General features: G+C 69.5%; 20 protein-coding genes and 1 pseudogene. 5 read left to right on the top strand and 16 right to left on the bottom strand.

Features of this window, described 5'->3' with window-relative positions; genetic code table 11:
• The first annotated feature begins 20 nt into the window (after positions 1-20).
• Both ACK4HH_RS05715 and ACK4HH_RS05710 read left to right on the top strand, forming a co-directional pair.
• On the top strand, positions 21-281 hold the full coding sequence (locus ACK4HH_RS05715) for a glutaredoxin family protein (protein WP_409649326.1): 261 nt from the start codon (positions 21-23) through the stop codon (positions 279-281).
• Between the two features lie 78 nt (positions 282-359).
• Positions 360-506, top strand: a complete 147-nt coding sequence (locus tag ACK4HH_RS05710) for a hypothetical protein (RefSeq protein WP_409649324.1) — start codon at positions 360-362, stop codon at positions 504-506.
• A 4-nt stretch (positions 507-510) separates the two neighbouring features.
• Here the strand turns inward: ACK4HH_RS05710 and ACK4HH_RS05705 are convergent, their stop codons facing one another.
• From ACK4HH_RS05705 to ACK4HH_RS05685, 5 genes are all read right to left on the bottom strand, one after another.
• Complete coding sequence (locus ACK4HH_RS05705; protein ID WP_409649321.1) at positions 511-1,527, bottom strand: hypothetical protein; 1,017 nt, start codon at positions 1,525-1,527, stop codon at positions 511-513.
• A 36-nt stretch (positions 1,528-1,563) separates the two neighbouring features.
• Positions 1,564-1,767 carry a hypothetical protein gene (locus ACK4HH_RS05700; RefSeq protein ID WP_409649318.1) on the bottom strand — a complete coding sequence of 68 codons (204 nt, stop codon included), beginning with the start codon at positions 1,765-1,767 and terminating at the stop codon, positions 1,564-1,566.
• Positions 1,768-1,856: 89 nt separating this feature from the next.
• Positions 1,857-2,588, bottom strand: a complete 732-nt coding sequence (locus tag ACK4HH_RS05695; protein ID WP_409649315.1) for a dienelactone hydrolase family protein — start codon at positions 2,586-2,588, stop codon at positions 1,857-1,859.
• A gap of 20 nt (positions 2,589-2,608) precedes the next feature.
• Positions 2,609-3,109, bottom strand: coding sequence for a methyltransferase family protein (locus ACK4HH_RS05690; protein WP_409649313.1), 501 nt, complete (start codon positions 3,107-3,109; stop codon positions 2,609-2,611).
• Between the two features lie 27 nt (positions 3,110-3,136).
• Positions 3,137-5,254 carry an acyl-CoA dehydrogenase gene (locus ACK4HH_RS05685; protein ID WP_409649310.1) on the bottom strand — a complete coding sequence of 706 codons (2,118 nt, stop codon included), beginning with the start codon at positions 5,252-5,254 and terminating at the stop codon, positions 3,137-3,139.
• Between the two features lie 217 nt (positions 5,255-5,471).
• Between ACK4HH_RS05685 and trxA the strand changes: the two genes are divergently transcribed.
• Together trxA and ACK4HH_RS05675 are read left to right on the top strand one after the other, a co-directional pair.
• Positions 5,472-5,852 (top strand): thioredoxin, encoded by a 381-nt coding sequence (gene trxA / locus ACK4HH_RS05680; RefSeq protein ID WP_409649307.1) that lies wholly within the window; start codon positions 5,472-5,474, stop codon positions 5,850-5,852.
• 33 nt (positions 5,853-5,885) lie between these two features.
• Positions 5,886-7,535, top strand: a complete 1,650-nt coding sequence (locus ACK4HH_RS05675; RefSeq protein ID WP_409649304.1) for a DHA2 family efflux MFS transporter permease subunit — start codon at positions 5,886-5,888, stop codon at positions 7,533-7,535.
• Between the two features lie 39 nt (positions 7,536-7,574).
• Here ACK4HH_RS05675 and ACK4HH_RS05670 read toward each other — a convergent pair whose 3' ends face one another.
• The 10 genes and pseudogenes from ACK4HH_RS05670 to ACK4HH_RS05625 form a co-directional block, all read right to left on the bottom strand.
• Positions 7,575-8,285: a lysophospholipid acyltransferase family protein gene (locus ACK4HH_RS05670; RefSeq protein WP_409649301.1), complete on the bottom strand. Its 711-nt coding sequence runs from the start codon at positions 8,283-8,285 to the stop codon at positions 7,575-7,577.
• A gap of 12 nt (positions 8,286-8,297) precedes the next feature.
• On the bottom strand, positions 8,298-10,232 hold the full coding sequence (recQ, locus tag ACK4HH_RS05665; protein WP_409649299.1) for a DNA helicase RecQ: 1,935 nt from the start codon (positions 10,230-10,232) through the stop codon (positions 8,298-8,300).
• A gap of 185 nt (positions 10,233-10,417) precedes the next feature.
• A pseudogene (locus ACK4HH_RS05660) lies at positions 10,418-10,708 on the bottom strand (hypothetical protein); the annotation flags it as partial.
• Between the two features lie 15 nt (positions 10,709-10,723).
• Positions 10,724-11,074, bottom strand: coding sequence for a hypothetical protein (locus tag ACK4HH_RS05655; RefSeq protein WP_409649296.1), 351 nt, complete (start codon positions 11,072-11,074; stop codon positions 10,724-10,726).
• Between the two features lie 83 nt (positions 11,075-11,157).
• Entirely contained in the window at positions 11,158-12,807 is a 1,650-nt protein-coding gene (locus ACK4HH_RS05650) for a SulP family inorganic anion transporter (protein WP_409649292.1), read from the bottom strand.
• Between the two features lie 247 nt (positions 12,808-13,054).
• A complete protein-coding gene (locus tag ACK4HH_RS05645) occupies positions 13,055-13,303 on the bottom strand; it encodes a PLDc N-terminal domain-containing protein (protein WP_409649290.1) in 249 nt (82 codons plus the stop codon).
• Positions 13,300-14,013 carry a hypothetical protein gene (locus ACK4HH_RS05640; RefSeq protein WP_409649287.1) on the bottom strand — a complete coding sequence of 238 codons (714 nt, stop codon included), beginning with the start codon at positions 14,011-14,013 and terminating at the stop codon, positions 13,300-13,302. Before ACK4HH_RS05640 ends, ACK4HH_RS05645 begins: the two co-directional genes overlap by 4 nt.
• Positions 14,014-14,179: 166 nt before the next feature.
• A complete protein-coding gene (gene epsC, locus ACK4HH_RS05635; protein WP_409649285.1) occupies positions 14,180-14,740 on the bottom strand; it encodes a serine O-acetyltransferase EpsC in 561 nt (186 codons plus the stop codon).
• Positions 14,741-14,746: 6 nt separating this feature from the next.
• Positions 14,747-15,682 carry a cysteine synthase A gene (cysK, locus tag ACK4HH_RS05630; protein WP_409649282.1) on the bottom strand — a complete coding sequence of 312 codons (936 nt, stop codon included), beginning with the start codon at positions 15,680-15,682 and terminating at the stop codon, positions 14,747-14,749.
• A 242-nt stretch (positions 15,683-15,924) separates the two neighbouring features.
• Complete coding sequence (locus tag ACK4HH_RS05625) at positions 15,925-18,198, bottom strand: 5'-nucleotidase C-terminal domain-containing protein (RefSeq protein ID WP_409649279.1); 2,274 nt, start codon at positions 18,196-18,198, stop codon at positions 15,925-15,927.
• A 187-nt stretch (positions 18,199-18,385) separates the two neighbouring features.
• On the opposite strand from ACK4HH_RS05625, the gene ACK4HH_RS05620 reads away from it, so the two are divergent.
• On the top strand, positions 18,386-19,261 hold the full coding sequence (locus ACK4HH_RS05620; protein ID WP_409649277.1) for an EamA family transporter: 876 nt from the start codon (positions 18,386-18,388) through the stop codon (positions 19,259-19,261).
• A gap of 257 nt (positions 19,262-19,518) precedes the next feature.
• On the opposite strand, the gene ACK4HH_RS05615 is transcribed toward ACK4HH_RS05620, so the two are convergent.
• Positions 19,519-21,080, bottom strand: a 1,562-nt coding sequence (locus ACK4HH_RS05615; protein ID WP_409649274.1) for a DEAD/DEAH box helicase, incomplete at its 5' end; no start/stop codon positions are given.

Below are 21,080 nucleotides of genomic sequence, written 5' to 3'. Positions count from 1 at the left end.
TCGCGTGGTTGGGTTGAGGCATGACCGACTCTCTCGCTCCCGCCGCCGGAACCATCACGATGTACGGCGCCGACTGGTGCCGCGACTGCCGCCGCACCGAATCGCTGCTCAACGACCTCGGCGTCGAGTGGACCAAGATCGACGTCGAGGCCTCGGCCGACGCCGCCGCGCAGGCACAGGCGATCAGCGGCCGCATGAACATTCCCGTCGTCGTCTTCGCCGACGGATCGCACCTCGTCGAGCCCAGCGACGACGCCGTGCGTACCAAGCTCGGCGTCTAGCCGAGCGCAATCAGTACAGCGCTAGGCGTACCCTCGGCTCAAGGGCCCGTTCCGGCTCCCCAATACAAGGAGAGCCTCATGGGCGAGAAGTCTGCACGCAAGAACAGCCCGAAGACCGCCGCCGCGAAGACGCTGAAAGAGAAGCGGGTCGCCAAGGCCGATAAGAAGGCCTCGAACGGTCGCACGCAGAACTCCGACGCGGTGACGAACGCCACCCACAAGTAGCGCGCTAGGCGCTGCGTGCGCTGCGTCGGGTCGTGAGCGCGAGGCCGCCGAGCGTCATGAGGGCGAGACCGGCGGCGAGCATCCCGCCATTGATCTCGCTCGCACCGGTCGCGGCGAGCCTGCTCGCCTCGAACCAGACCTCGACCGTGCCCGTCTCGTCTTCGCCGAACGCCGCCGGTGCCACCAGACCCTTGGTGTCATCGGTGGCGTCGCCGGGGGTCGCGGCAGCGGCCGCTACTGACGTGATGTCGAACTCGCTCTCCTCGTCGTACGACGTGAGCACGAGCGTGTAAGTGCCCGGCTGCAGCTCGACCGTGAACTGCGAGTAGCGGTCGCTCATGACGGTGCCGCTGCTCGTCAGGTAGTAGTCGCCGTAGTCGTCGAGGTCGGAGTCGTCGTTGCAGCCGACGACGCCGAGGTGCGCGTTCGCGGGGTCGAAAGAGCTGTACAGCGCGAGGAACGGGTCGGCCATGTATCGATCGGGCTGGCGGAAGTCGACGTCGCTGCTGATCGGGTCGAGGTCAGAGACCCGGAAGCTGTAGAACCCGCGCGTCTCGACGACGACCTCGCTCGAGGCCCAGAAGTGGTTGCCGTCGGTGATGCCGCAGTCGGTGACTCCACCGAGCTCGAGGTCGTCGAACTCGTCGTAGTACTGCGGGTCGTCCGCCACGACCATGTCGGCGTCGGCGTCGGCAGGGATGGTCAGGTCGAGTTCATCGACGAGGTCGCCCTGCGGGTCGGCCACATCGACCAAGAACTCGACGTCGATGACGAAGTACCCGGTGGGGTCGTCGCCGTCGCGCACGATGAACTCGGTGTTGGCCCCGACCTCGTACTCGGTGGCGGTGAGCGGGTCGATGTCGCCCGAGTCCCAGTCGGTGCCGAACACCTGCGCCTCACCGGCATCGGGGCCGTCGAGCGGCGTGTACTGCGGGGTGACTCGCGGGTCGTCGCTGTTGGAGTAGAGCTCCACCGAGTCGCAGTTGGCGACCGAGACCGTGACGACCGCGTCGGCGGGCACGGGCAGGTCGGCGTAGTCGAACTGCGTGTCGTAGTCTTACGTGGTGTCGTCAGGAATGAGCGAGCAGTCGATGTCGACGAGATAGTCGGGGTCGACCAGCGTTCCGGCGTTCGCGAGGTCGACGCCCGGGGGCAGCGATCGCGCCGTGAACGCGGCCGCCGGCGACGCGGCGACGAGGCCCGCGCCCACGAGGATGGCGGTGAGAGAGAAAGCGGCGACACCACGGACGGAACGCGACATAGCAGGCCTCGGCAACGATCGGGCGACAGAGGGGAAAGCGGTTCAGTATTGCAGTCGGAGCGTCGCGGCGAAAGACCCCCGCTGTGAGGTCAGTCGACGAGCGTTCTGCGAAAGAACCCGTCGATGCGCGCCCACGCGTCATCGGCCTCGACCGGCCGGTGACCCGAGCCCATCATGGGCTTCATCATCACGCGCGTGAGGGTCGACCCCGCGGCGTGCGCGTTCAGAAAAGCGTGGCCCGCTTCGGGGTACTCGACCACGTCGTGCTCGATGCCGCGGGCGACGAGCGCGGCCTCCAACCTCGCCGCCGCGCCGCGCAGGGTGCGGTCGCGGCCGCCGAAGGTTCCGACCACGGGGCAGGCACCGTCGAGGGTCGCGTCGAGGTCGTCGGGCAGCATCCCGTAATTGATGGATGCCGCGCCGTAGCCGCCCTGCCCCGCCAGCAGCAGCGCGAAGCCGCCGCCCATGCAGAAGCCGATGACGCCCGCGTGCTCGGTGGTGTCGGCGCGGGCGAGCAGGTACTGGCGCGCCGCCTCGATGTCGTCGAAGGCCGCGCCCGTGCCCGAGCGCAGTGCTCGAAAGGTGGCGACGAGGCACCGGCGCGCGCCGCCGCGGCTGAACAGGTTCGGCATCACCACGAGGTAGCCGAGGCGGGTGAGTCGCTCGAGGTGATCGCGCATGGACTCATCGATGCCGAAGACCTCATGCACGACGACGAGCGGCACGAAGGGGCCGGAGCCCTCGGGCACGCCGAGCACCGCCGTCAGCTCACCGCCGCGGGGGTCGCCGGGCTGCGGGATGACGATGTCGGTGAGGCTCATGGCCGCACTCTAACCCGCGATCAGGGGCGGATGCGCCCGAGCCCCGGAACGAGCCGGCCCACGCGAGCGGCGTAGGCCGCGTAGTCGGGGTACTGGTCGGCGAGCATCCGCTCTTCGAACCGCGCCTTGGCCATGAGCACGCTCAGCAGCGCGACCCACGCGATGAGGTGCAGCACCGAGGCGCCGATCACGACGAGCCCGAGGCCGAGCACGAGCAGCCCCGAGTAGATGGGGTGCCGCACGAGACCGAAGACGCCCGTCGTGACGAGCACGCCGTCGGCCTTCGGGATCGGACTGGCGGTGAGGGTGCGGCCCAAGCCTGCCCCCGCGGCGATGGCGATGCCCACGCCGAGCGCGACAAGAACGAGCCCCAGCACGAGGGTGCCGGCGCCGCGCTGCCACAGCGCACCCCACGGCAGAAAGCCGAGCAGCAGCAGAAACACGAACTGGGCACCGACGAGGGCCCACGCCGCAGCCGGGTGCAGGCGGAACGGCGGGGTCGAGGCAGCGGAGTCGCTCATGCGAGCGACCCTACGCCCGCCGCATGATCAGCGGCGAGCCTTCTTGGCGGCGAGCAGGTCTTTCTCGTCGATCGGCGCGAGGCCGCGCGCGCGCTGGTCGGCGTAGTACGCGCGTGCCTCCTCCTGCCGCTCGCGCTCGGCGCCCGTCGCGATGTCGGCGCGCAGGTGCTCGGGGGCGAACTCGAAGGCCTCGGTCAGCGCGAGCGCGTGCGGGCGCAGGCGCGGCAGCAGCCGGTCGTCGATGTAGTCGGTGATCGCCTGCGCGCGATGGTCGCTGAGCCGGCCGTGGATGACGTACCACGCCAGGTTCTTCTCGATCAGCCCGAGGCCGAAGAGGTCGCGCAGCCACGTGAGCACCTGCCGGTTGCCCTCGTGCTCGATCGTCTCGAGCGCCTCGGTGAAGGCCTCCCACTGCAGCAGTTCGCCGTGCGCGCGCGCCGTCTCGATGAGCGCGTTCTGGTGGCGGTTGAAGAGGGCGGCCGCTTCGTCGCGCGGCAGCTTGGATGCGCTGCGCAGCTTGCCCGCGAGCTCGGCCACCATCGTCTCGACCCGGTCGGTCAGCAGCTGCCGCTGCGAGTCGGTGTCGCGCACGTAGCCCACCGAGCGCGCGGTCGATCCGAAGTCGACGACCGACTGGGCCAGGCGGCGCAGGCCCGAGCGGTTGACGACGGCCTCGTTCACCTGGTCGGCCACGTAGTGCGCCATGACGCCCGCGTCGGCCTTGGCGAAGGCGCGCGAGTAGTCGGTGAGCAGGCGCTTGGCCACGAGCTGCAGCAGCACATTGTTGTCGCCCTCGAAGGTGGCATAGATGTCGAGGTCGGCGCGCAGCTGGGTGAGCCGGTTGGCGGCGAGGAATCCCTGACCGCCGCACGCTTCGCGCGCCTCTTGGATGATGTCGAGCGCGCCCCAGGTGCTGAGCGACTTGAGGGCGGCGGCGAGGGTCTCGAGGTCTTCTCGATCGGCATCGGTGTCGGTGGCGCCCGAGAACACGGCGTCGAACTTCTCGAGAAAGACCTCGTGCGCGAACGACATGGCATAGGTCTGCGCGAGGCGCGGCAGCAGGCGGCGCTGGTGGCGCTGATAGTCGAGCAGAACGACCTCGTCGTCGCCTCCGCCGGCGAACTGGCGACGCTCGGTGCCGTAGCGCACGGCGATCGTGAGGGCGAGCTTGCTCGCGACGACGCACGCGCCGTCGAGCGAGACGCGGCCCTGCACGAGCGTGCCGAGCATGGTGAAGAAGCGGCGACCGGGGCTCTCGATGGGCGAGGTGTAGACGCCGTTCTCGTCGACATCGCCATAGCGGTTGAGCAGGTTGGTGCGCGGCACGCGCACGTTGGTGAAGTGCAGGCGGCCGTTGTCGATGCCGTTGAGCCCGCCCTTGAGACCGTCGTCTTCTCCGCCGACGCCGGGCAAGAAGGCGCCCTTCTCGTCACGCAGCGGAACGTAGAAGGCGTGCACGCCGTGGTTGACCCCGCGCGTGATGAGCTGCGCGAAGACGGTGGCGGCGCGACCGTGCAGCGCGGCGTTGCCGAGGTAGTCCTTCCACGCGGCGCGGAACGGCGTGTGGATGATCCACTCATCGGTCGCCGCGTCGTAGGTCGCCGTCGTGCCGACGGCCGAGACGTCGCTGCCGTGCCCGGTCTCGGTCATGGCGAAGGCGCCGGGCGTGGTGAGGTCGAGGGCGTCGGGCAACCAGGCCTTGTGATGCGGGGCCGTACCCAGGTGCAGGATCGCCGAGGCGTAGAGGCCCCACTGCACGCCCGACTTGATCTGCATGCTCGGGTCGCCCAGCAGCAGTTCTTCGAAGCTCGCGATGAAGCCGCCGAAGTCGTCGTCGCCGCCGAACTCGGCCGGGAAGGCGCGGTGCACATCGCCGCGCTCGACCAGCAGCTTCAGCTGCCCGAGCACGCGCTCGCGGTGCTCGACCATGCCGAGGCTCGGGTCGCGGTGGAAGGCGGAGTCGCGCATGAGCGCGCGCGAGGCGCGGCGGCTGTCGGCCCAGCGGCCCATGAGCTGCTCGCCCAGGGCGGCAACGTCGATCGCGGGCTCGGTGCTGGCAGTGCTGGCGGCAGGCGCGGCGGCGGGGCTCGTGGCGGCCGTCGTGGCCGAGGTCGTCTCGGCGGCAGGCATCTCGATCGTGCTCATGTCGGTCACGCTAGAACTCGGCGGCACCGCGCGGGGTTTCGTGGTGCTCGCTCCACCAAGCGGGCTACGGGGCACCGTGCAGCCGTTGTGGATGCCCTCACATTGCTGGGCGTTCGCATAGTGGAGAGGCGCAGAGTCGCGCCCCGCGCATCCCGCGTCGCGTTCGCCTCGAGAGAATACCCCTAGGGGTATCTGTGGACTGTGGCATCATGGAGGCATGGCAACCGTGACCCTGACCGCCGCCGACTTCGAGCAGACCGTGACGAGCGAGGGCATCACCCTCGTCGACTTCTGGGCAGAGTGGTGCGGCCCGTGCCGCCAGTTCGCCCCCATCTTCGAGAAGGCGAGCGAGCAGCACGCCGACGTGACCTTCGGCAAGGTCGACACCGAGGCCGAGCAGGCGCTCGCCGCGGCCGCGAACATCCGCTCGATCCCGACGCTCATGGCGTTCCGCGACGGCATCCTCGTCTTCGCCCAGCCCGGAGCGCTGCCCGCGCCCGCGCTCGAGCAGGTCATCACCGCGGTGAAGGGCCTCGACATGGACGAGGTGCGCAAGCAGGTCGCGGCGCAGGCCGAGGCGGGTTCCGCCCCCGCGTAATCCCGCGGCACGCGACAGGAGTAGCGTCAGCGCGTGACCTCACCGCGCACCCGCTGGATCGGGCTCTTCGTCATCAGCCTGGCCGTCTCGCTCATCATCGTCGACTCGACGATCGTCAACGTCGCCGTGCCGTCGATCGTCGACGAACTCGGCATCACCTCGACCGAAGTTCAGTGGGTGCAAGAGAGCTACACGCTCGTCTTCGCCGCCCTGCTGCTCGTCTTCGGCACGCTCGGCGACCGCTTCGGCCGGCGACGGATGCTCGTCATCGGTGTGATCATCTTCATGCTCGCCTCTGTCTGGGCGGCGTTCGCCGACTCGGGCTCGGCGCTGATTCTCGCGCGCGTGGTGCAGGGCGTGGGTGGCGCGATGATTCTGCCGTCCACGCTTTCGACCCTCAACGCGACCTTCCAGGGGCGCGAGCGCGGCATCGCCTTTGCCGTGTGGGGTTCGACCATCGGCGGTATGGCCGCGGTCGGGCCGCTGCTCGGCGGGTGGCTCACGACCGCCTACTCGTGGCGGTGGGCCTTCGGCATCAACGTGCCGCTCGGCATCATCATCCTCATCGGGCTGATGCTCTTCGTCGTCGCGACGAAGGCAGAGGTTGCGCAATCGATCGACTGGACGGGCGCTCTGCTCTCGGTCATCACGAGCGCCTTCCTCGTGTTCGGTCTCATCGAGGGCCGCACCTATGGCTGGTGGCTCGCCGCGGAGGGCCTGACCATCGGCGACTGGGAGTGGCCGCTCGCGCTGAGCCCCATCCCGATCTCGTTCGCCATCTCGATCGTGGCCGGCGTTCTGTTCGTGTGGTGGGGTCTGCGCCGCGAGCGGGCGGGCAAGTCGACCATGCTCGCGTTCTCGCTGCTGCGCATCGGCTCGTTCCGCAACGGCAACGTCGCCGCGCTCATCGTGTCGATGGGTGAGTTCGGCATCATCTTGTCGCTGCCGCTGTGGCTGCAGAACGTGCTCGGCTACGACGCCCTGCAGACCGGCACCATCTTGCTCGCCCTCGCGGGCGGATCGTTCCTGGCGAGCGGCGTCGGCGGCTCACTCAGCGGGCGCGTTTCGGCCGTCTCCACGGTGCGCGTGGGCATCGCCGCCGAGATCATCGGCCTGATCCTCATCGGCCTCGTCATCGCGGTCGACACCCCCTGGTGGTCGGTGGCGCTCGGTCTGCTCGTCTACGGCGTGGGCGTCGGCCTCGCGACCGCGCAGCTCACGGGCGTGGTGCTGCAGGATGTTCCGGTGCAGGCGAGCGGGCAGGCCTCCGGCACGCAGTCCACGGCCCGCCAGATCGGCTCGGCGCTCGGCATCGCCGTGCTCGGCACCGTGCTCTTCACCTCGCTCGGCAGCGCCCTCGACAGCCGGCTCGATGCGGCCGGGTTGCCGGCCGAGGCGCGCGACGGCATCGTGTCGGCCGTCGTCGACAGCGCGGGCTCGGCCATTCCCGGCCTCGAGGCGGAGTCGCCCGAGGTCGCCGCCGAGGCGCGGCAGGCCTTCAGCGACGCCACGCGGTTCGCGGCGTTCACCGCCGCCGGGTTCCTCGCGATCGGCCTGCTCGCGACACTGCGGCTCGGTGCCCCGGTTGCGGGGGCCGCGACGGGGCGACGGTCGGAGGATGAGCCGGCGACCACCACGGGCGAGCGAGCCGATGCTGAGCCGGCCGAGGGCGACTCGGTCTAGGCAGCAGCCCCGTCGCTGGGGCCGCGTGTCGAGTCGGCTCTAGAGCTCGGAGCGCGTACGGAAGAAGCGGCGCACCCGCTCGCGAACGTTGGCGGGCGGCGGTTCGTTGTACTGGTCGACGTATTCCTGACCCGACATGCTCTGGATGCGCGCCATGATCGCATCGGTCGCGTGCCGGCGGGCGCGACCCGAGGCGGCCGGCCCGAAGGCGCTGATGTCCATCGGCTCGCCGAACTCGATCGTGATGCGGGCGAGCCGCACGCGCGTCGAACCCACGGGCTGCAGGTTCTGCGTGCCCGTCAGGGCGACCGGGACGACCGACGCCCCGGCGGTGAGCGCGAGCCATGCCACGCCGGTCTTGCCGCGGTAGAGCCGCCCGTCGCGTGAGCGGGTTCCCTCGGGGTAGATCGAGAAGGCCTGGCCCGCCTGCAGCTTCGCAAGGCCTGCGTCGAGCGCGTCCTGCGCCGCCTGCCCTGCGCCGCGCTTGACGGGGATCGCCCCGACCCCCGAGAAGAATCCGCGCGAGATCGCGCCTCTGATGCCCTTCCCGGTGAAGTACTCCTCTTTGGCGAGAAAGCTGACGGGGCGACGGGCGAGCAGGCTGATGACGATCGAGTCGATGAACGAGAGGTGGTTGCTCGCGACCACCACGGGGCCCTCGGCGGGCATGTTCGAGCGCCCGATGATGGAGGGCCGCCAGACCAGGCGCGCGATGGGGCCGAGGAAGGCCCGGGCGAGGAAGGTCAGCACCGCCCTATCGTGTCAGAGGTTCCATTCCTCGGGGGGAATGTCGTCGTAGGGGATGTCGTCGTCGGGAATGTATGCCGGCAGGTCGGGCTCGACGGGTGCGGCAGCGGGCGGCTCGACGGCTGCAGCGGCGGGCGGATCGTCGCCGCGCACGATCGCGAGCACCGCATCCCCGAACTTCTCCATCTTGGCGGCACCGACGCCGCTGACCGTCGACAGCTCGTCGAGGGTCGACGGGGTCGTCAGGGCGATGCCGCGCAGAGTGGCGTCGGCGAACACGACATAGGCGGGGGCGCCGAGCTCGCGCGCCGTCGCCGCGCGCCAGGCGCGCAGCCGCTCGAACAGGGGCGCGGCGGCCGCGGGCAGGTCGGAGGGCGCCGAGCGGCGCGCCGAGCGGGTCGGCCGGGCGACCTCGCGTCGCAGCCGCACCTCGCGCGTGCCGTTAAGCACGGCCGCGCTCGCCTCGGTCAGCACGAGCGTGCCGTAGCCGTCGCCGTGCACGGCGAGCAGGCCCTGGGCGAGCAACTGGCGCACGACGCCCCGCCACTCCTGGTCGTTCAGCTCGGTGCCGATGCCGAAGGTCGCGAGGTCGGCGTGCCCGAGCTGTTCGACGCGCGGCGTGCGCTTGCCGATGAGGATGTCGATGAGCTGGCCCGCACCGTAGCGTTGGCGCCGCTCGCGCTCGAGCCGCACGATGGTCGAGAGCAGCTTCTGCGCCGGCACCGTGCCATCCCAGCTCTCGGGCGGCGCGAGGCACGTGTCGCAGTTGCCGCACTTCTGCGAGCTCTGGCCGAAGTAGGCCAGCAGTTGCACCCGGCGGCACTCAACGGTCTCGCAGAGCGCGAGCATCGCATCCAGCAGCTGGCTCATGCGGCGCTTGTAGGCGGGCGTTCCCTCGGAGCGGTCGATCATCTGGCGCTGCTGCACGACGTCTTGCAGGCCGTAGGCGAGCCACGCCGTCGCGGGCAGGCCGTCGCGGCCGGCACGCCCGGTCTCTTGGTAGTAGCCCTCGACGCTCTTGGGCAGGTCGAGGTGGGCGACGAAGCGCACGTCGGGCTTGTCGATGCCCATGCCGAAGGCGATCGTCGCGACCATGACGATGCCCTCTTCGCGCAAGAAGCGCGACTGGTGGTTCGAGCGCGTGGCCGCGTCGAGACCCGCGTGGTACGGAAGGGCGGGGATGCCGTGCTCGGCGAGCGCGATCGCCGTCTTCTCGACGGATGCGCGCGAGAGGCAGTAGACGATGCCCGCGTCGCCCGGGTGCTCGGTGCGGATCAGCTGCAGCAGCTGCTGCACGGGCTGGTTCTTCGGCTCGATGCGGTACTGGATGTTCGGGCGATCGAAGCTCGCCACGAACCGCCGGGCCTGGCCGAGGTCGAGCCGCTGCACGATCTCGGTCGCCGTCTCGGCGGTGGCCGTCGCTGTGAGGGCGATGCGCGGGATGCTCGGCCAGCGCTCGTGCAGCAGCGACAGCGCGAGGTAGTCGGGTCGGAAGTCGTGCCCCCACTGCGAGACGCAGTGCGCCTCGTCGATGGCGAACAGGCTGACGCGGATGCGGTCGAGCAGCTCGGCGGTGGAGGGCACGGTGACGCGCTCGGGAGCCATGTAGAGCAGATCCACCTCGCCCGCGAGCAGGGCGGCCTCGACGGCCCGCCGTTCGTCGGGGCCCTGCGTGGAGTTGAGGAACGCGGCGCGCACGCCGACCGCCTCGAGGGCATCCACCTGGTCTTTCATCAGCGCGATGAGCGGCGAGATCACGACGCCGACGCCCTCCCGCACGAGCGCGGGGATCTGGTAGCAGAGGCTCTTGCCGCCACCGGTGGGCATGAGCACGAGGGCATCGCCGCCGCCGACGACGTGCTCGATGATGGCCTGCTGCTCGCCGCGGAAGGCCGGGTAGCCGAAGACCGACTCGAGCACCTGCTGGGGCGTGGTCGCGGTCGTGGTCACTCGCCCCAGGTTAGTCGGCAGGGCTGACCTCACCGGCCGCCTGCTCGCGCGCGATGTGGAAAGGCGCCGTGGCTGCGACGAGGTGGACTGATAGCCTTGCTGCACTCCCCCGGGCGCTTCGGCCACCGGGTACGGGGCCCCTCCGGGGGCCCCTGTTTTTGTTTGCGCGCCCAGACGCATCGCACTCACTGCCACTCAGCAGGCCGGTGGACGGTGTTTCCATCGGGAGTCACGACGGCCGACGGCAGCTGCGATGCGAGCAACGCCGCTCTGCGGATGGGCTTGATGAACAAAGGCCGCTGCTGCAAGAGACGCGCGGCAGGCGACTCGACGGGAGAGAAAAGGCCGAACCTCGCATCCAGCTCGGTGCTGAGCAGGCCGAGCATGTCAGCGAAGTCGGAGTCGTTCGACACGAGAACGTATACGTCCGCCCGGTCGTGGCTCGCATCGAGGACCATGCGTGCGGCGAGGTTGACGTCAGAGCCCTTCTCCTACGTCTTTCGCACCTTCACACGACGCGGCACCCCCTCATCGTCAAGCTCGATCGGGATGACGGGGAGCCGTCGCGAATCGTGACGAAACTGCCCGAAGTGCTGACGAAGTGTGGGAAGCGATGCGAGTGCTCGAAGGTACGTCTGCTGACGAATAGGGGCATGGGGGTCAGTGCCGAGCGCCGGCTTGACGAGGGCCGTGAAGTATTCGATGCCGACGATGTCGTGCGTCGGCAGCAATAGCTCAGACATGCGATAGAGGTCGAGCCACTTGGTGTCGGGGTGATGCTGCAGCTTTTGGCGGTAGAGGTTGAAGCCGTCGACATAGATGACCGCTCGGAGTCTGCTCACCACAGCCGGAGCATCTCAGTGGGGCGACCTCGTCGGTCACGGCTTTCCCCAGGAGGGTGAGCAACGCCAGCGGGCGACGGGGCCTACGACCCGGTGCCCGCCGCCTGCTCGCGTGCGATGTGCGAACGGGCGTGCTCGACGGCCGTCTCGAGGGAGGCGACGAGGTGGTTGGGGTGCCGCAGTGCGCCGACGACCCCGACCCGCGTGGCGAGCCGCAGGTGCCGCTCTTGAATGCCCTTGATGATGACGGTAATGCCGCGGCGCTCGAGCCCCTCGATGAGCTCGACGATGACGCGCGCACCCGTGGCGTCGAGGTCGCGAATCTGTGAGAGCCGCACGATCACGACGCTCACACCCGCGGTCTCGCTGATGGCGTCGGTCAGGCGCTCGGCCGCGCCGAAGAACAGCGCGCCGTCGAGTCGAAACAGCGCGATGCGTTCGTCGCCCGGCAGCGGCTCGCCCGGCAGTGGCTCGCGCTGCACCCCGCTCGACGCCGCGAGAGTGCGCAGCGCGATAATGCCCGCCGCGAGAATGCCGATGCCGACGGCGATGATGAGGTCGAAGGCGATGGTCACGACCGCGGTCGCGCCGAAGATGAGCGCGTCGGAGCGGGTCGCCGTCACGATGCGCCGCACGGTCGGCACCGAGACCATGCGCACGGCCGTGACCATGAGCACGCCCGAGAGCGCGGCGAGCGGGATGGTCGCCACGATCGTGCTGGCGAGGTACACCACGCACACGAGCACGATCGAATGGATGATCGCCGCGAGCCGCGACCGCCCCCCGGCCCGCACGTTCACGGCCGTTCGGGCGATGGCTCCCGTCGCGGGCATGCCGCCGAAGAGTCCCGAGGCGACGGAGGCGAGCCCCTGGCCGACGAGCTCGCGGTCGGGGTCGAGGCGGCCCGTGTCGGCGAGCGATGCACCCACGCGTGCCGAGAGCAGTGACTCGATGGCGGCGAGCGCCGCGATCGTGGCGGCGGGAATCAGGAGGGCCGCGACATCCACCCCCGACAGGCTCGGCAGACCGGGAGCCGGTAACGAGGCGGGCAGCGTGCCGATGGTGTCAACCGGCAGCGCCAGCCACGTGGCGGCGACCGTGACGACGACGATCGCGATGATCGAGCCCGGCACCCACGGCCGCACGAGTGGCGCGAGCATCATGATGACCGCGACCACGGCGACGATCGCGAGCGGAACGAGCGCGGCGGCCCAATCGGTCGCCGCGATGGTCTGCACGGCCGCGACGAGCGAGTTGGTGCTCGGCCCGGCGGGAGCCCCGAGGGCCGAGGGCACCTGCTGCAAGAAGATGATGACGGCAATGCCCAGCGTGAAGCCCTCGATGACCGGCCACGGAATCACCGCGACTGCTCGTCCGAGCCGCAGCACCGCGGCGATGAGCACCATGACGCCAGCCATGATCGTGACGAGCGCAACAACCCCCGCGCCCTGCGCCGCGACGATGGGGCCGAGCACGACAACCATCGCCCCGGTCGGGCCCGAGACCTGGATGTTCGAGCCACCGAACACAGCGGCCACGAGCCCGGCGACGATGGCCGTGATGAGCCCCGCCTCAGCGCCCGCGCCCGAGCTGACGCCGAACGCCAGCGCGAGCGGCAGCGCCACGATGCCGACCGTGAGGCCCGCGATGAGGTCGCCCCGCCACGTGCGCCGCACCATCGCGTAGTCCGCGCGTCGCGGCAACAGGCCGCGCACGAAACCGCGTGCGGTCATCGCGCCTCCCTCGAACCCCGGCAGGATCAGGATGCCGCGCGCGCGACCACTCGGCCAGTGCCGAAGGTCCTAGAGCGGCTCAGATGTGGATAGCCGACTCGATCGCGGCGCGCGTGGCACGGGCGCCGACGGCTTCGTCGTCGACCCGGCTATCCACATCTGAGCCGCGATCGACTCGGCCGGAACATCTTTCGTCACGAGGGCCAGGGCGCCGATCCGCGCGCCGATGCCGAAGCCTACGCGGGCGCTATGGGTGAAGAACCGTATGCTCTCGAAGGCTCCTCTTCTGAATCGCGTGGACGATGAACCAGGTGATGGGGCCAAGCACGGGAATCATCACGATCACGAGAATCCAGGCGACTCGTGCGAGTCTGCTGAGGCCAACTGCTCGCGCCACCAGAATCACGCCCACGACCACGAGTGCCACCGCCAAGGCGTACCCGAGCGGCATAGCCACCTCGAACCAGGGTGGGATGATCGGATCAGGCACAGTCACGACGTGACCGTCGAGTAGGTGTCGCGGCCGACGCGCAATTCGACCCAGTAGTTCCAACTTCCGCCCCAAACTGTGCTTGCATCACCCTGCCAGCGCACGAAAGCGCGGTAAGAAGCTGTCTCGGTCATCCGAGACGCAACAAGAGACGGTGAACTGCCTGTTGTTCCTACGAGGCACCTTTGGAAAGGAACGCCGGCGTACCTGATCCGGTCGTAACCACCCTGGACAATCGTGAAGTCCACCCCTGTAGCCCCGGCGACGACCGCGCCCCAAACTCCATCAATCTGACAATTGTCGTAGTTCTTGAATCCAGTCCCACCGGTGACCACGCAAGCCTGTATTCCCATGGGTTGAATGAGACCACTCGTCAAGACCTGCGGAATTTCTACTCCGTGCGCGGAGAATGACCCATCAGCGAAACGGTCGATGCGATAGTCCATTCCATTGATGATCATCCGATCGCGGTCTACCGGTTTCGCTTCGGTGTCGTACACGTCCCAGGACTCGCCGCCATCCAGGGCAGCGACGAGGGATTCCACTTGAATTGCGGGAACTCCGAACAATTCGAGGTGCGTGCGTACCTCTCCGTACGGATCAGTCGCAGTTGTTGTAGCGCTGGCAGGCGAGCCAAGAATGAAAGATGAGCCATAGATGGCAATGACGGCGATAGCGGCGATAGCGGCGAAGAAACGACTACGGCGAGTGGTCACACGTGGGCCCCTTCGTTGACGTAGACAGAAGAGTCTGTGAACCCTACTTTGGCCTCGGGGTCTTGTCGCGTCAAGAGCAAACCTCAGGAACTTTGACGGCAGGCACTCGTCCCTCTCCAGGTCAGCACGAGTCGAGTCGCGAACAGAATTCGGCTCGCGCCGTCCTCTAGATGTGGATGGCGGGATCGACGACGAAGCCGTCGGCCCCCGTGGTTCCCGCGCCGCGATCGAGGGGGCGGGAGGTTGCGGGGATGCCGGTCGCGACGGAGTCGGCCGGAACATCCTTCGTCACGAGGGCCAGCGCGCCGATCTGCGAGCGGTCGCCGATCGTGACGGGGCCGAGCACCGTCGCGTTCGCGCCGATGAGCACGCCGTTGCCGACCGTCGGGTGGCGCTTGCCCTTCTCGAGGCTGCGGCCGCCGAGCGTGACGCCGTGGTACAGCATGACGTCGTCGCCGATCTCGGCCGTCTCGCCGATGACGACACCCATGCCGTGGTCGATGAACAAGCGCTTGCCGATCGTCGCACCGGGGTGAATCTCGATGCCCGTCCACCACCGCGCGCCCTGCGCGACCATGCGGCCGAGCAGCTTGAATCCGTGCCGCCACAACCAGCTCGCGATGCGGTGCCACCACACGGCGTGCAGGCCCGCCGAGGTCAGAAAGACCTCGAGGCCCGAGCGCGCGGCCGGATCGCGCAATCGGGCGGTGCGGATGTCCTCCCGCATGCCCATCTACGCGCGCAGGTCGTCGTAGAGCACGCTCGAGAGGTACCGCTCGCCGTAGCTGGCCACGATGACGACGATCGTCGTGCCGGCGTTCTCGGGGCGCTTCGCGAGCTCGACAGCGGCGTGCACCGTGGCGCCGGAGGAGATACCGGCGAGGATGCCCTCTTCGGCAGACATACGGCGGGCCATACTGACGGCCTGGTCGATGTTCACGTCGATGACCTCGTCGTAGACCGCGCGGTCGAGCACGGCAGGCACGAAGTTGGCGCCGATGCCGGCGATCTTGTGCGGGCCGGGGGCGCCGCCGTTGAGGATGGGGCTCTCGGCCGGCTCGACCGCGACGACCCGAACGCCGGGCTTCTGCTGCTTGAGGTACTGTCCGGTGCCCGTGAGCGTGCCGCCGGTGCCGACGCCCGAGACGAAGATGTCGACGGCGCCGTCGGTGTCGTTCCACACCTCGGGGCCCGTCGTGCGGCGGTGAATCTCGGCGTTGGCCACGTTCTCGAACTGCCGGGCGAGGATGGTGCCAGGGCGCTCGGCGACGATCGTCTCGGCGGCGGCGACGGCGCCCTTCATGCCTTCGCTGCCGGGGGTGAGGATGAGCTCGGCACCGTAGGCGCGCAGCAGCATCTTGCGCTCGTTGCTCATGGTCTCGGGCATCGTCAGCACGGTCTTGTAGCCGCGGGCCGCGCCGATCATCGCGAGGGCGATGCCCGTGTTGCCGCTCGTGGCCTCGACGATAGTGCCGCCGGGCTTCAGGTCGCCGCTCTTCTCAGCGGCCTCGACGATGGCGAAGCCCAGGCGGTCTTTCACGCTCGCGGAGGGGTTGTAGAACTCGAGCTTGGCGAGCACCGTCGCGCCCGCGCCGTCGGTGACCTTCCGCAACGTGACGAGCGGGGTGTTGCCGAACACCTGCGTGATGTCGGAGTAGATGCGGGCCATGAGGGTCTCCTTGCCGAAAGTCGTGTCGTTGTAGCGTACGGGCGCCACGCGAGCACCGCCCGAATGTGACGGGTACCGCGGGTGCCGAGCACCCGTACCGTCAACGATGGGAGCGCGGCGTTGATTCCCGCGCGGCTGGGGGTCGGCGCCCGTGTCGCACTCGGCCAGCTGCGTGGTCTCGGGCGCGCGCGAAAGCGGGGCGGAGAGCACGCCCTCCGCCCCGCTCGCGCTCAGGACGCCTGCTACGCCGCCTTGGGGAGCTTCACCGGCTTGCCGGCGACCTTGCGGTCGGCGCTCTCGCTGCTCGTCGTCGCATACCCCGCCGCACTGGCGGAGACCACGACCGAGAGACGGGCTCCGGCGTCGGAAGCCGACACGAGGTAGGTCGCGCCGGTGGCGCCCTCGATCGGCTCGCCATCACGCAGCCACTGGTAGGTGCGCTCGACCGCGTCGAGCTCGAAGCGGCCTCCATCCGTGGCCACCGTGCGACCCACCACGACACCGCCGATGATCTTCGGCGCCTTCTCGATGCCGATGGGCGGCGAGATCTCGAACGGAACGCTCGCCGAGGTGCCGTTGTCGGCGACCGCGATCGCGAGCTGCTGCTCGCCACTGATGCCCGCGGGCACCGTGAAGTCGATCGTCGCGCGACCGCTCTCGTCGGTGGCGTTGACAATCGTGGGATCGATCGGGGCGGACCCGACCTCGATGCCACCGATCGAGAGCGTCACCGAGGCGTCGCGGTCACCCGCGTTGGTGAAGAGCAACGAGCTCAGGGTCGCGGTGACCGAGTCGCCGGCCGAGTAGCCGTCGGCGTCGGGAGCGCTGAGCAACAGACCGACCGACCGCTGCGCCGGGTCGGGCGAGAGGGGCGAGAATTCCGCGGCGTAGTCGACGAACGCCTGCAGGTCGATGCGGCCAGAGTCGGCCCGGTTCGTGCCCTGCAGCAGTGCACCGAAGTTGTCGCCGCCCGACGCAAGGAACGAGTTCGTGACGACGGTCACCACCTGGTCATCGGCCACGACGGCGCCGCCGAGGGTCATCGTGCCGATGCGCGAGCCGGCGGCGCCGGCAGGGTTGTAGGTGTACTCGAAGCCGTTCGACAGACCGAGCTTGAGGAACGGCCGCGCCGCGCCGACGGGCTGCCACTGCTGCTCCAGCACGGACCGCAGCTGCGCCCCCGTGAGGTCGAGCGTGACGAGCGTGTTGGCGAAGGGCTGCACGTTCGCTGCCTCACGGAAGGTTAGGTTCCCGTTGGGGTCGAGGGGGCCGGAGGACGCGAACACCAGGTCGGTTCGAAGGCCACCGGGGTTCATGATGGCCAGGTCCGTACCGAGGTCTTGCGTCGCCCAGAGCTGCACATCGGCGACGAGGTTGCCGAGGGTCGACTCGCCGCCGCGGTTCTCACTGCCGGTGGTGGTCACGGCGCGACGGATGTCGGCTGAGATCGAACCGAGGCTCTCGTTGCCGGCGACGTTGGCGAAGGCAACTGCCTCCGCAACGAGCGCCGCGATCTCGGGGTCGGGCTGCGCGGCGCCGACGAGCGGCTTGACGCCCGCCGTGATGCTGAGCAGTTCGTGCGTCGTGGGGTCGACTGACAGCTCGAGGTGACCGTAGGCCTCGCCGTACTGGCCGCCCTGGATGAGCGGCATGACCTCGTTCGTGCCGGGAACCGGCACCTCGATGTCGTACTGCAGGTGGGTGTGGCCCGAGACGACGGCGTCGACCTTGCCGAGCACGCCGTTGATGAGGTTGCCGAACTCGGTGTTGCCGGTCGCCGCGGCGAGTGTCGTCGTCTCGGCGCCCTCGTGCACAACCAGGATCACAACATCCGCCTCACCGTTCGTGGCGTTGCCGTCCTGCAGCTGGTCCGCCACGCGCACCGCGGCCGCCGTCATGTCGCCGAAGTCGAGCGTCGCGATACCGGCGGGGCTGACGAGCGACGGCATGCTCTCGGTCAAGACCCCGATGAAGCCGACGTCCACGCCTCCGACCTCGATGACCTCGTACTCCTGGTACGCCGGCGTCGACGTGCCCTTCTCGTAGATGTTGGCTCCGAGGTACGGGAAGGTGGAGTTCGGGATGACGCGGCCGTCGACGTCGGCGCGACCCTGGTCGAACTCGTGGTTGCCGAGCGCGCTGAGGTCGAGGCCCATGGCGTTGAGCACGTCGACCGTCGGCTCGTCCTGCTGGATGAAAGACGTGAACGTCGAGGCGCCGATGCTGTCACCTGCCGAGATGAACAGGGTGTTCGGGTTCGCCGCACGGGTCGCTTCAACGAGCCCGCCGAGCACGGCCGCGCCGGCGGCCGGGGGGGCCGCCTCCAGTCGACCGTGCAGGTCGTTGATGGTCAGGATGTCGATCTCGACCGGTCCTGCGGTCGGATCGGTCGGCTCAGCGGCAACGGCCGACCCAGCCGCGAGCGACGTAAGGCCCACGCCGACTGCGAGGGCCGCGACGAGCGAGATGGTGCGGTTCGGCGCCGATCGGCGTCCGAGAGAAGAGAAAGAAGGCATGACGGAACGACTCCCCATGAAATGACGTCAGGTGTAGACACACCGGTTTACCCCCGAACGGGGGTCACACGATCGACCCTATTCGACGATATGCCAATCGTCGAGTGCTGCCACCAGTGGTCAACGAATCGTCAGAAGCTGTTCATCGAGCGTGACCTGGCAAGATCGACGCCAGGAGGTGCGCGACGTGCTCACTGTGGTTCTCGGGCTCGCCGGCGCCCTCGTCTACGGCGCCGCCGACTTCTTCGGCGGGCTCGCTGCGCGCCGCATCTCGGCCCTGCGCGTGACCGCGCTCGGGGCGCTCTCGGGCGTCGTGCTGCTCACCCTCGGCACGCTCGTCGTGCCCGGGCGCTGGTCGCCCGAGGCTGTGCTCTGGGGCGGCCTCTCGGGGGTCACGGGGGCGGCGGCCATCGCGCTGCTGTACGCGTGCCTCGCGATCGGGCCGATGAGCATCCTGTCGCCCCTCACCGCCGTGACGTCGGCGATCGTGCCTCTCACCTGGGGACTCGTCACGGGCGCCCAGCTGGGCGCGATCGCCTACCCGGCCTTCGCGCTCGCCCTCGTGGCGGTCGTGCTCGTGGGCTTCGTGCCGGCGAAAGAAGCGGTGCGACCGACCCTCGGCGGGCTGCTCATGGCCACCGCTTCGGGCGTGCTCATCGGAGCCTTCTATATCCTCATCGATCACACGCCCGACGACAGCGGGCTCGTGCCGCTCGTCGTCAACCGCACGGTCAACGCGTCGATCATGATCACGCTCATCGTCGTGCTCGCGGTCATCGCGGGCCGACGTCGCGCGGGGGCGAGCGCGGCCGCCCTGCGCGGCGGCTGGCGCGGCGGGTTCTGGCTCGCCGTCGGCTGCGGACTGCTCGACGCGATCGCCAACATCATCGTGCTCGTCGGCCTGCGGGTCGGCGATCTGACGATCGTCTCGGTGCTCACGGCGCTCTACCCCGCCGGCACGATTCTGCTCGCGGCGCTCGTGCTGCGCGAGCGCATCGCGCGGCTGCAGTGGGTCGGGCTCGTGCTGGCCCTCGCGGCGAGCGCGATGCTCGCGGCGGCCTAGGCGCAGCATCCCGCCCCGTTGGCGGCCGCTGCAGAGCCCGGCGTCGCCCGGCGGCAGCCGCAGCGGGTGTTCCCCCGATTCGTTCCCGAATCTGCAGCCGCAGCGGGTGTCCCCCCGATTCGTTCCCGAATCTCAGGAGTTCGTGACGACTCGGTCGGTCGAAACTCCTTGGATTCGGGAGTCTGGCGGGAGACGCACGACGGGGCCGGCGCGCAGGTGCGCGGCCGACCCCGTCGGGCGGTGATGTGAGCGCGGTGCTAGAGCGCGGCGAGGCGGTCGAGGAACGCGTCGCCGACGCGCACCTCGGTGGTCTCGGCCTCGATCTCGGCGCGCTCGAGCAGCTCGCCGAAGCGGCGGGCGCGCGGGCGCGTGATGAGCGTGACGACCGTGCCGACCTTGCCCGCGCGGCCCGTGCGGCCGGAACGGTGCAGGTAGGTCTTGTACTCGTCGGGCGCGTCGGCCTGAATGACGAGCGAGATGTCATCGACGTGGATGCCCCGGGCCGCGACATCCGTCGCCACCAGCACATTCACCCGACCGCTCGTGAGCTTCTCGAGGTTGCGCGTGCGGCGGGCCTGGTTGAGGTCGCCGTGCAGGCTGACGGCGGGAATGCCGGCGTCGTCGAGCTGGTCGGCGAGCTCCTCCGCGAACGCGCGGGTGCGCGCGAAGATGAGCGTCTTGCCGTCGCCGGCCGCGAGCTGCTCGATGATGCCGCGCTTCTCGCGCTGGTCGACGAGCAGCACCTTGTGGTCGATCGTCGACGACTCCTGATCCTCGCCCGCCACCTCGTAGACGGCGGGCTCGTGCAGGAACTCGGTGACGAGGCTCGCGACGCCCGAGTCGAGCGTGGCCGAGAACAGCAGGCGCTGCCCGTTCGGCCGCGTGCGGCGGATGATGCGCTGCACGGGCTCGAGAAACCCGAGCTCGCACATGTGGTCGGCCTCGTCGAGCACGACGATCTCGATGTGGCTCAGGTCGAGGCGACCCTGCTCGATGAGGTCTTCGATACGACCGGGCGTGCCGATGATGATGTCGACGCCGCGCTGCAGCGCACCGACCTGGCGGCCCTGCGGCACGCCGCCGTAGATCTGCGTCGTGAAGAGCCCGACACTGCGCGCGATCGGCTGCACGGTGCGGTCGATCTGCAGGGCAAGCTCACGGGTCGGGGCCAGGATGAGCGCCCGGGGCGCGCGGCCCATCTGACGCTTCTTGCCGCCACCGTTCTCCATCAGCCGCTCAACCAACGGAGCCCCGAACGCGATCGTCTTGCCCGAGCCGGTGCGGCCGCGGCCCAGCACATCCTTGCCCGCGAGCACGTCGGGGATCGTCGCCGCCTGGATCGGGAACGGCGAGCTCGCGCCCTGCTCCTCGAGCTCGCGCACGATGTTCGCACCGAGGCCGAGGTCGGCGAAGGTGACGCCCTCGACGTCGGTTGCGAGCACGGCGTCGGCCGTCAGGCGGTCGAGCACGACGTCGTCGACCTTGGCGGCCTTCGCGTCGCGGCTCGGGTAGAAGCTCGATTCGCGGCGCTCGGTCGGGCGCTCGTCGCGGTCGAACGAGCGAGCCGGACGAGCGTCACGGTCGAACGAGCGAGCCGGACGGTCGTCGCGGTCGAACGACCGAGCGGGGCGGGCGTCGCGGTCGAAACTGCGGGGCGCGCGCTCGTCGCGCGCCGGACGAGCGTCGCGGTCGAACGAGCGCGTCGGGCGGCCGGTGCTGGTAGCGCCGGTCTGCGGGCGCCAGTCGGGGCGGTGGGTGGCGCGGCCGGTGCCGGTTCGGGCGGCACCGTCGCGCGCGTCGCCGTCGCGGGCGGGTCGAG

This window comes from Microcella sp., assembly GCF_046296455.1.
In the GTDB taxonomy this organism is placed as follows: domain Bacteria; phylum Actinomycetota; class Actinomycetes; order Actinomycetales; family Microbacteriaceae; genus Microcella.
Note: the sequence above shows the minus strand (reverse complement) of the source record. Positions and strands in the feature narration are given on the sequence as shown.

Coding starts and splice junctions, on each gene's coding strand:
- cysK (WP_409649282.1), bottom strand. CDS start 15,682: ATGGCCCGCATCTACTCCGACATCACGCAGGTGTTCGGCAACACCCCG.
- ACK4HH_RS05700 (WP_409649318.1), bottom strand. CDS start 1,767: ATGTCGCGTTCCGTCCGTGGTGTCGCCGCTTTCTCTCTCACCGCCATC.
- ACK4HH_RS05685 (WP_409649310.1), bottom strand. CDS start 5,254: ATGAGCACGATCGAGATGCCTGCCGCCGAGACGACCTCGGCCACGACG.
- epsC (WP_409649285.1), bottom strand. CDS start 14,740: ATGCGGGAGGACATCCGCACCGCCCGATTGCGCGATCCGGCCGCGCGC.
- ACK4HH_RS05625 (WP_409649279.1), bottom strand. CDS start 18,198: ATGCCTTCTTTCTCTTCTCTCGGACGCCGATCGGCGCCGAACCGCACC.
- trxA (WP_409649307.1), top strand. CDS start 5,472: ATGGCAACCGTGACCCTGACCGCCGCCGACTTCGAGCAGACCGTGACG.
- ACK4HH_RS05690 (WP_409649313.1), bottom strand. CDS start 3,109: ATGAGCGACTCCGCTGCCTCGACCCCGCCGTTCCGCCTGCACCCGGCT.
- ACK4HH_RS05710 (WP_409649324.1), top strand. CDS start 360: ATGGGCGAGAAGTCTGCACGCAAGAACAGCCCGAAGACCGCCGCCGCG.
- ACK4HH_RS05650 (WP_409649292.1), bottom strand. CDS start 12,807: ATGACCGCACGCGGTTTCGTGCGCGGCCTGTTGCCGCGACGCGCGGAC.
- ACK4HH_RS05715 (WP_409649326.1), top strand. CDS start 21: ATGACCGACTCTCTCGCTCCCGCCGCCGGAACCATCACGATGTACGGC.
- ACK4HH_RS05695 (WP_409649315.1), bottom strand. CDS start 2,588: ATGAGCCTCACCGACATCGTCATCCCGCAGCCCGGCGACCCCCGCGGC.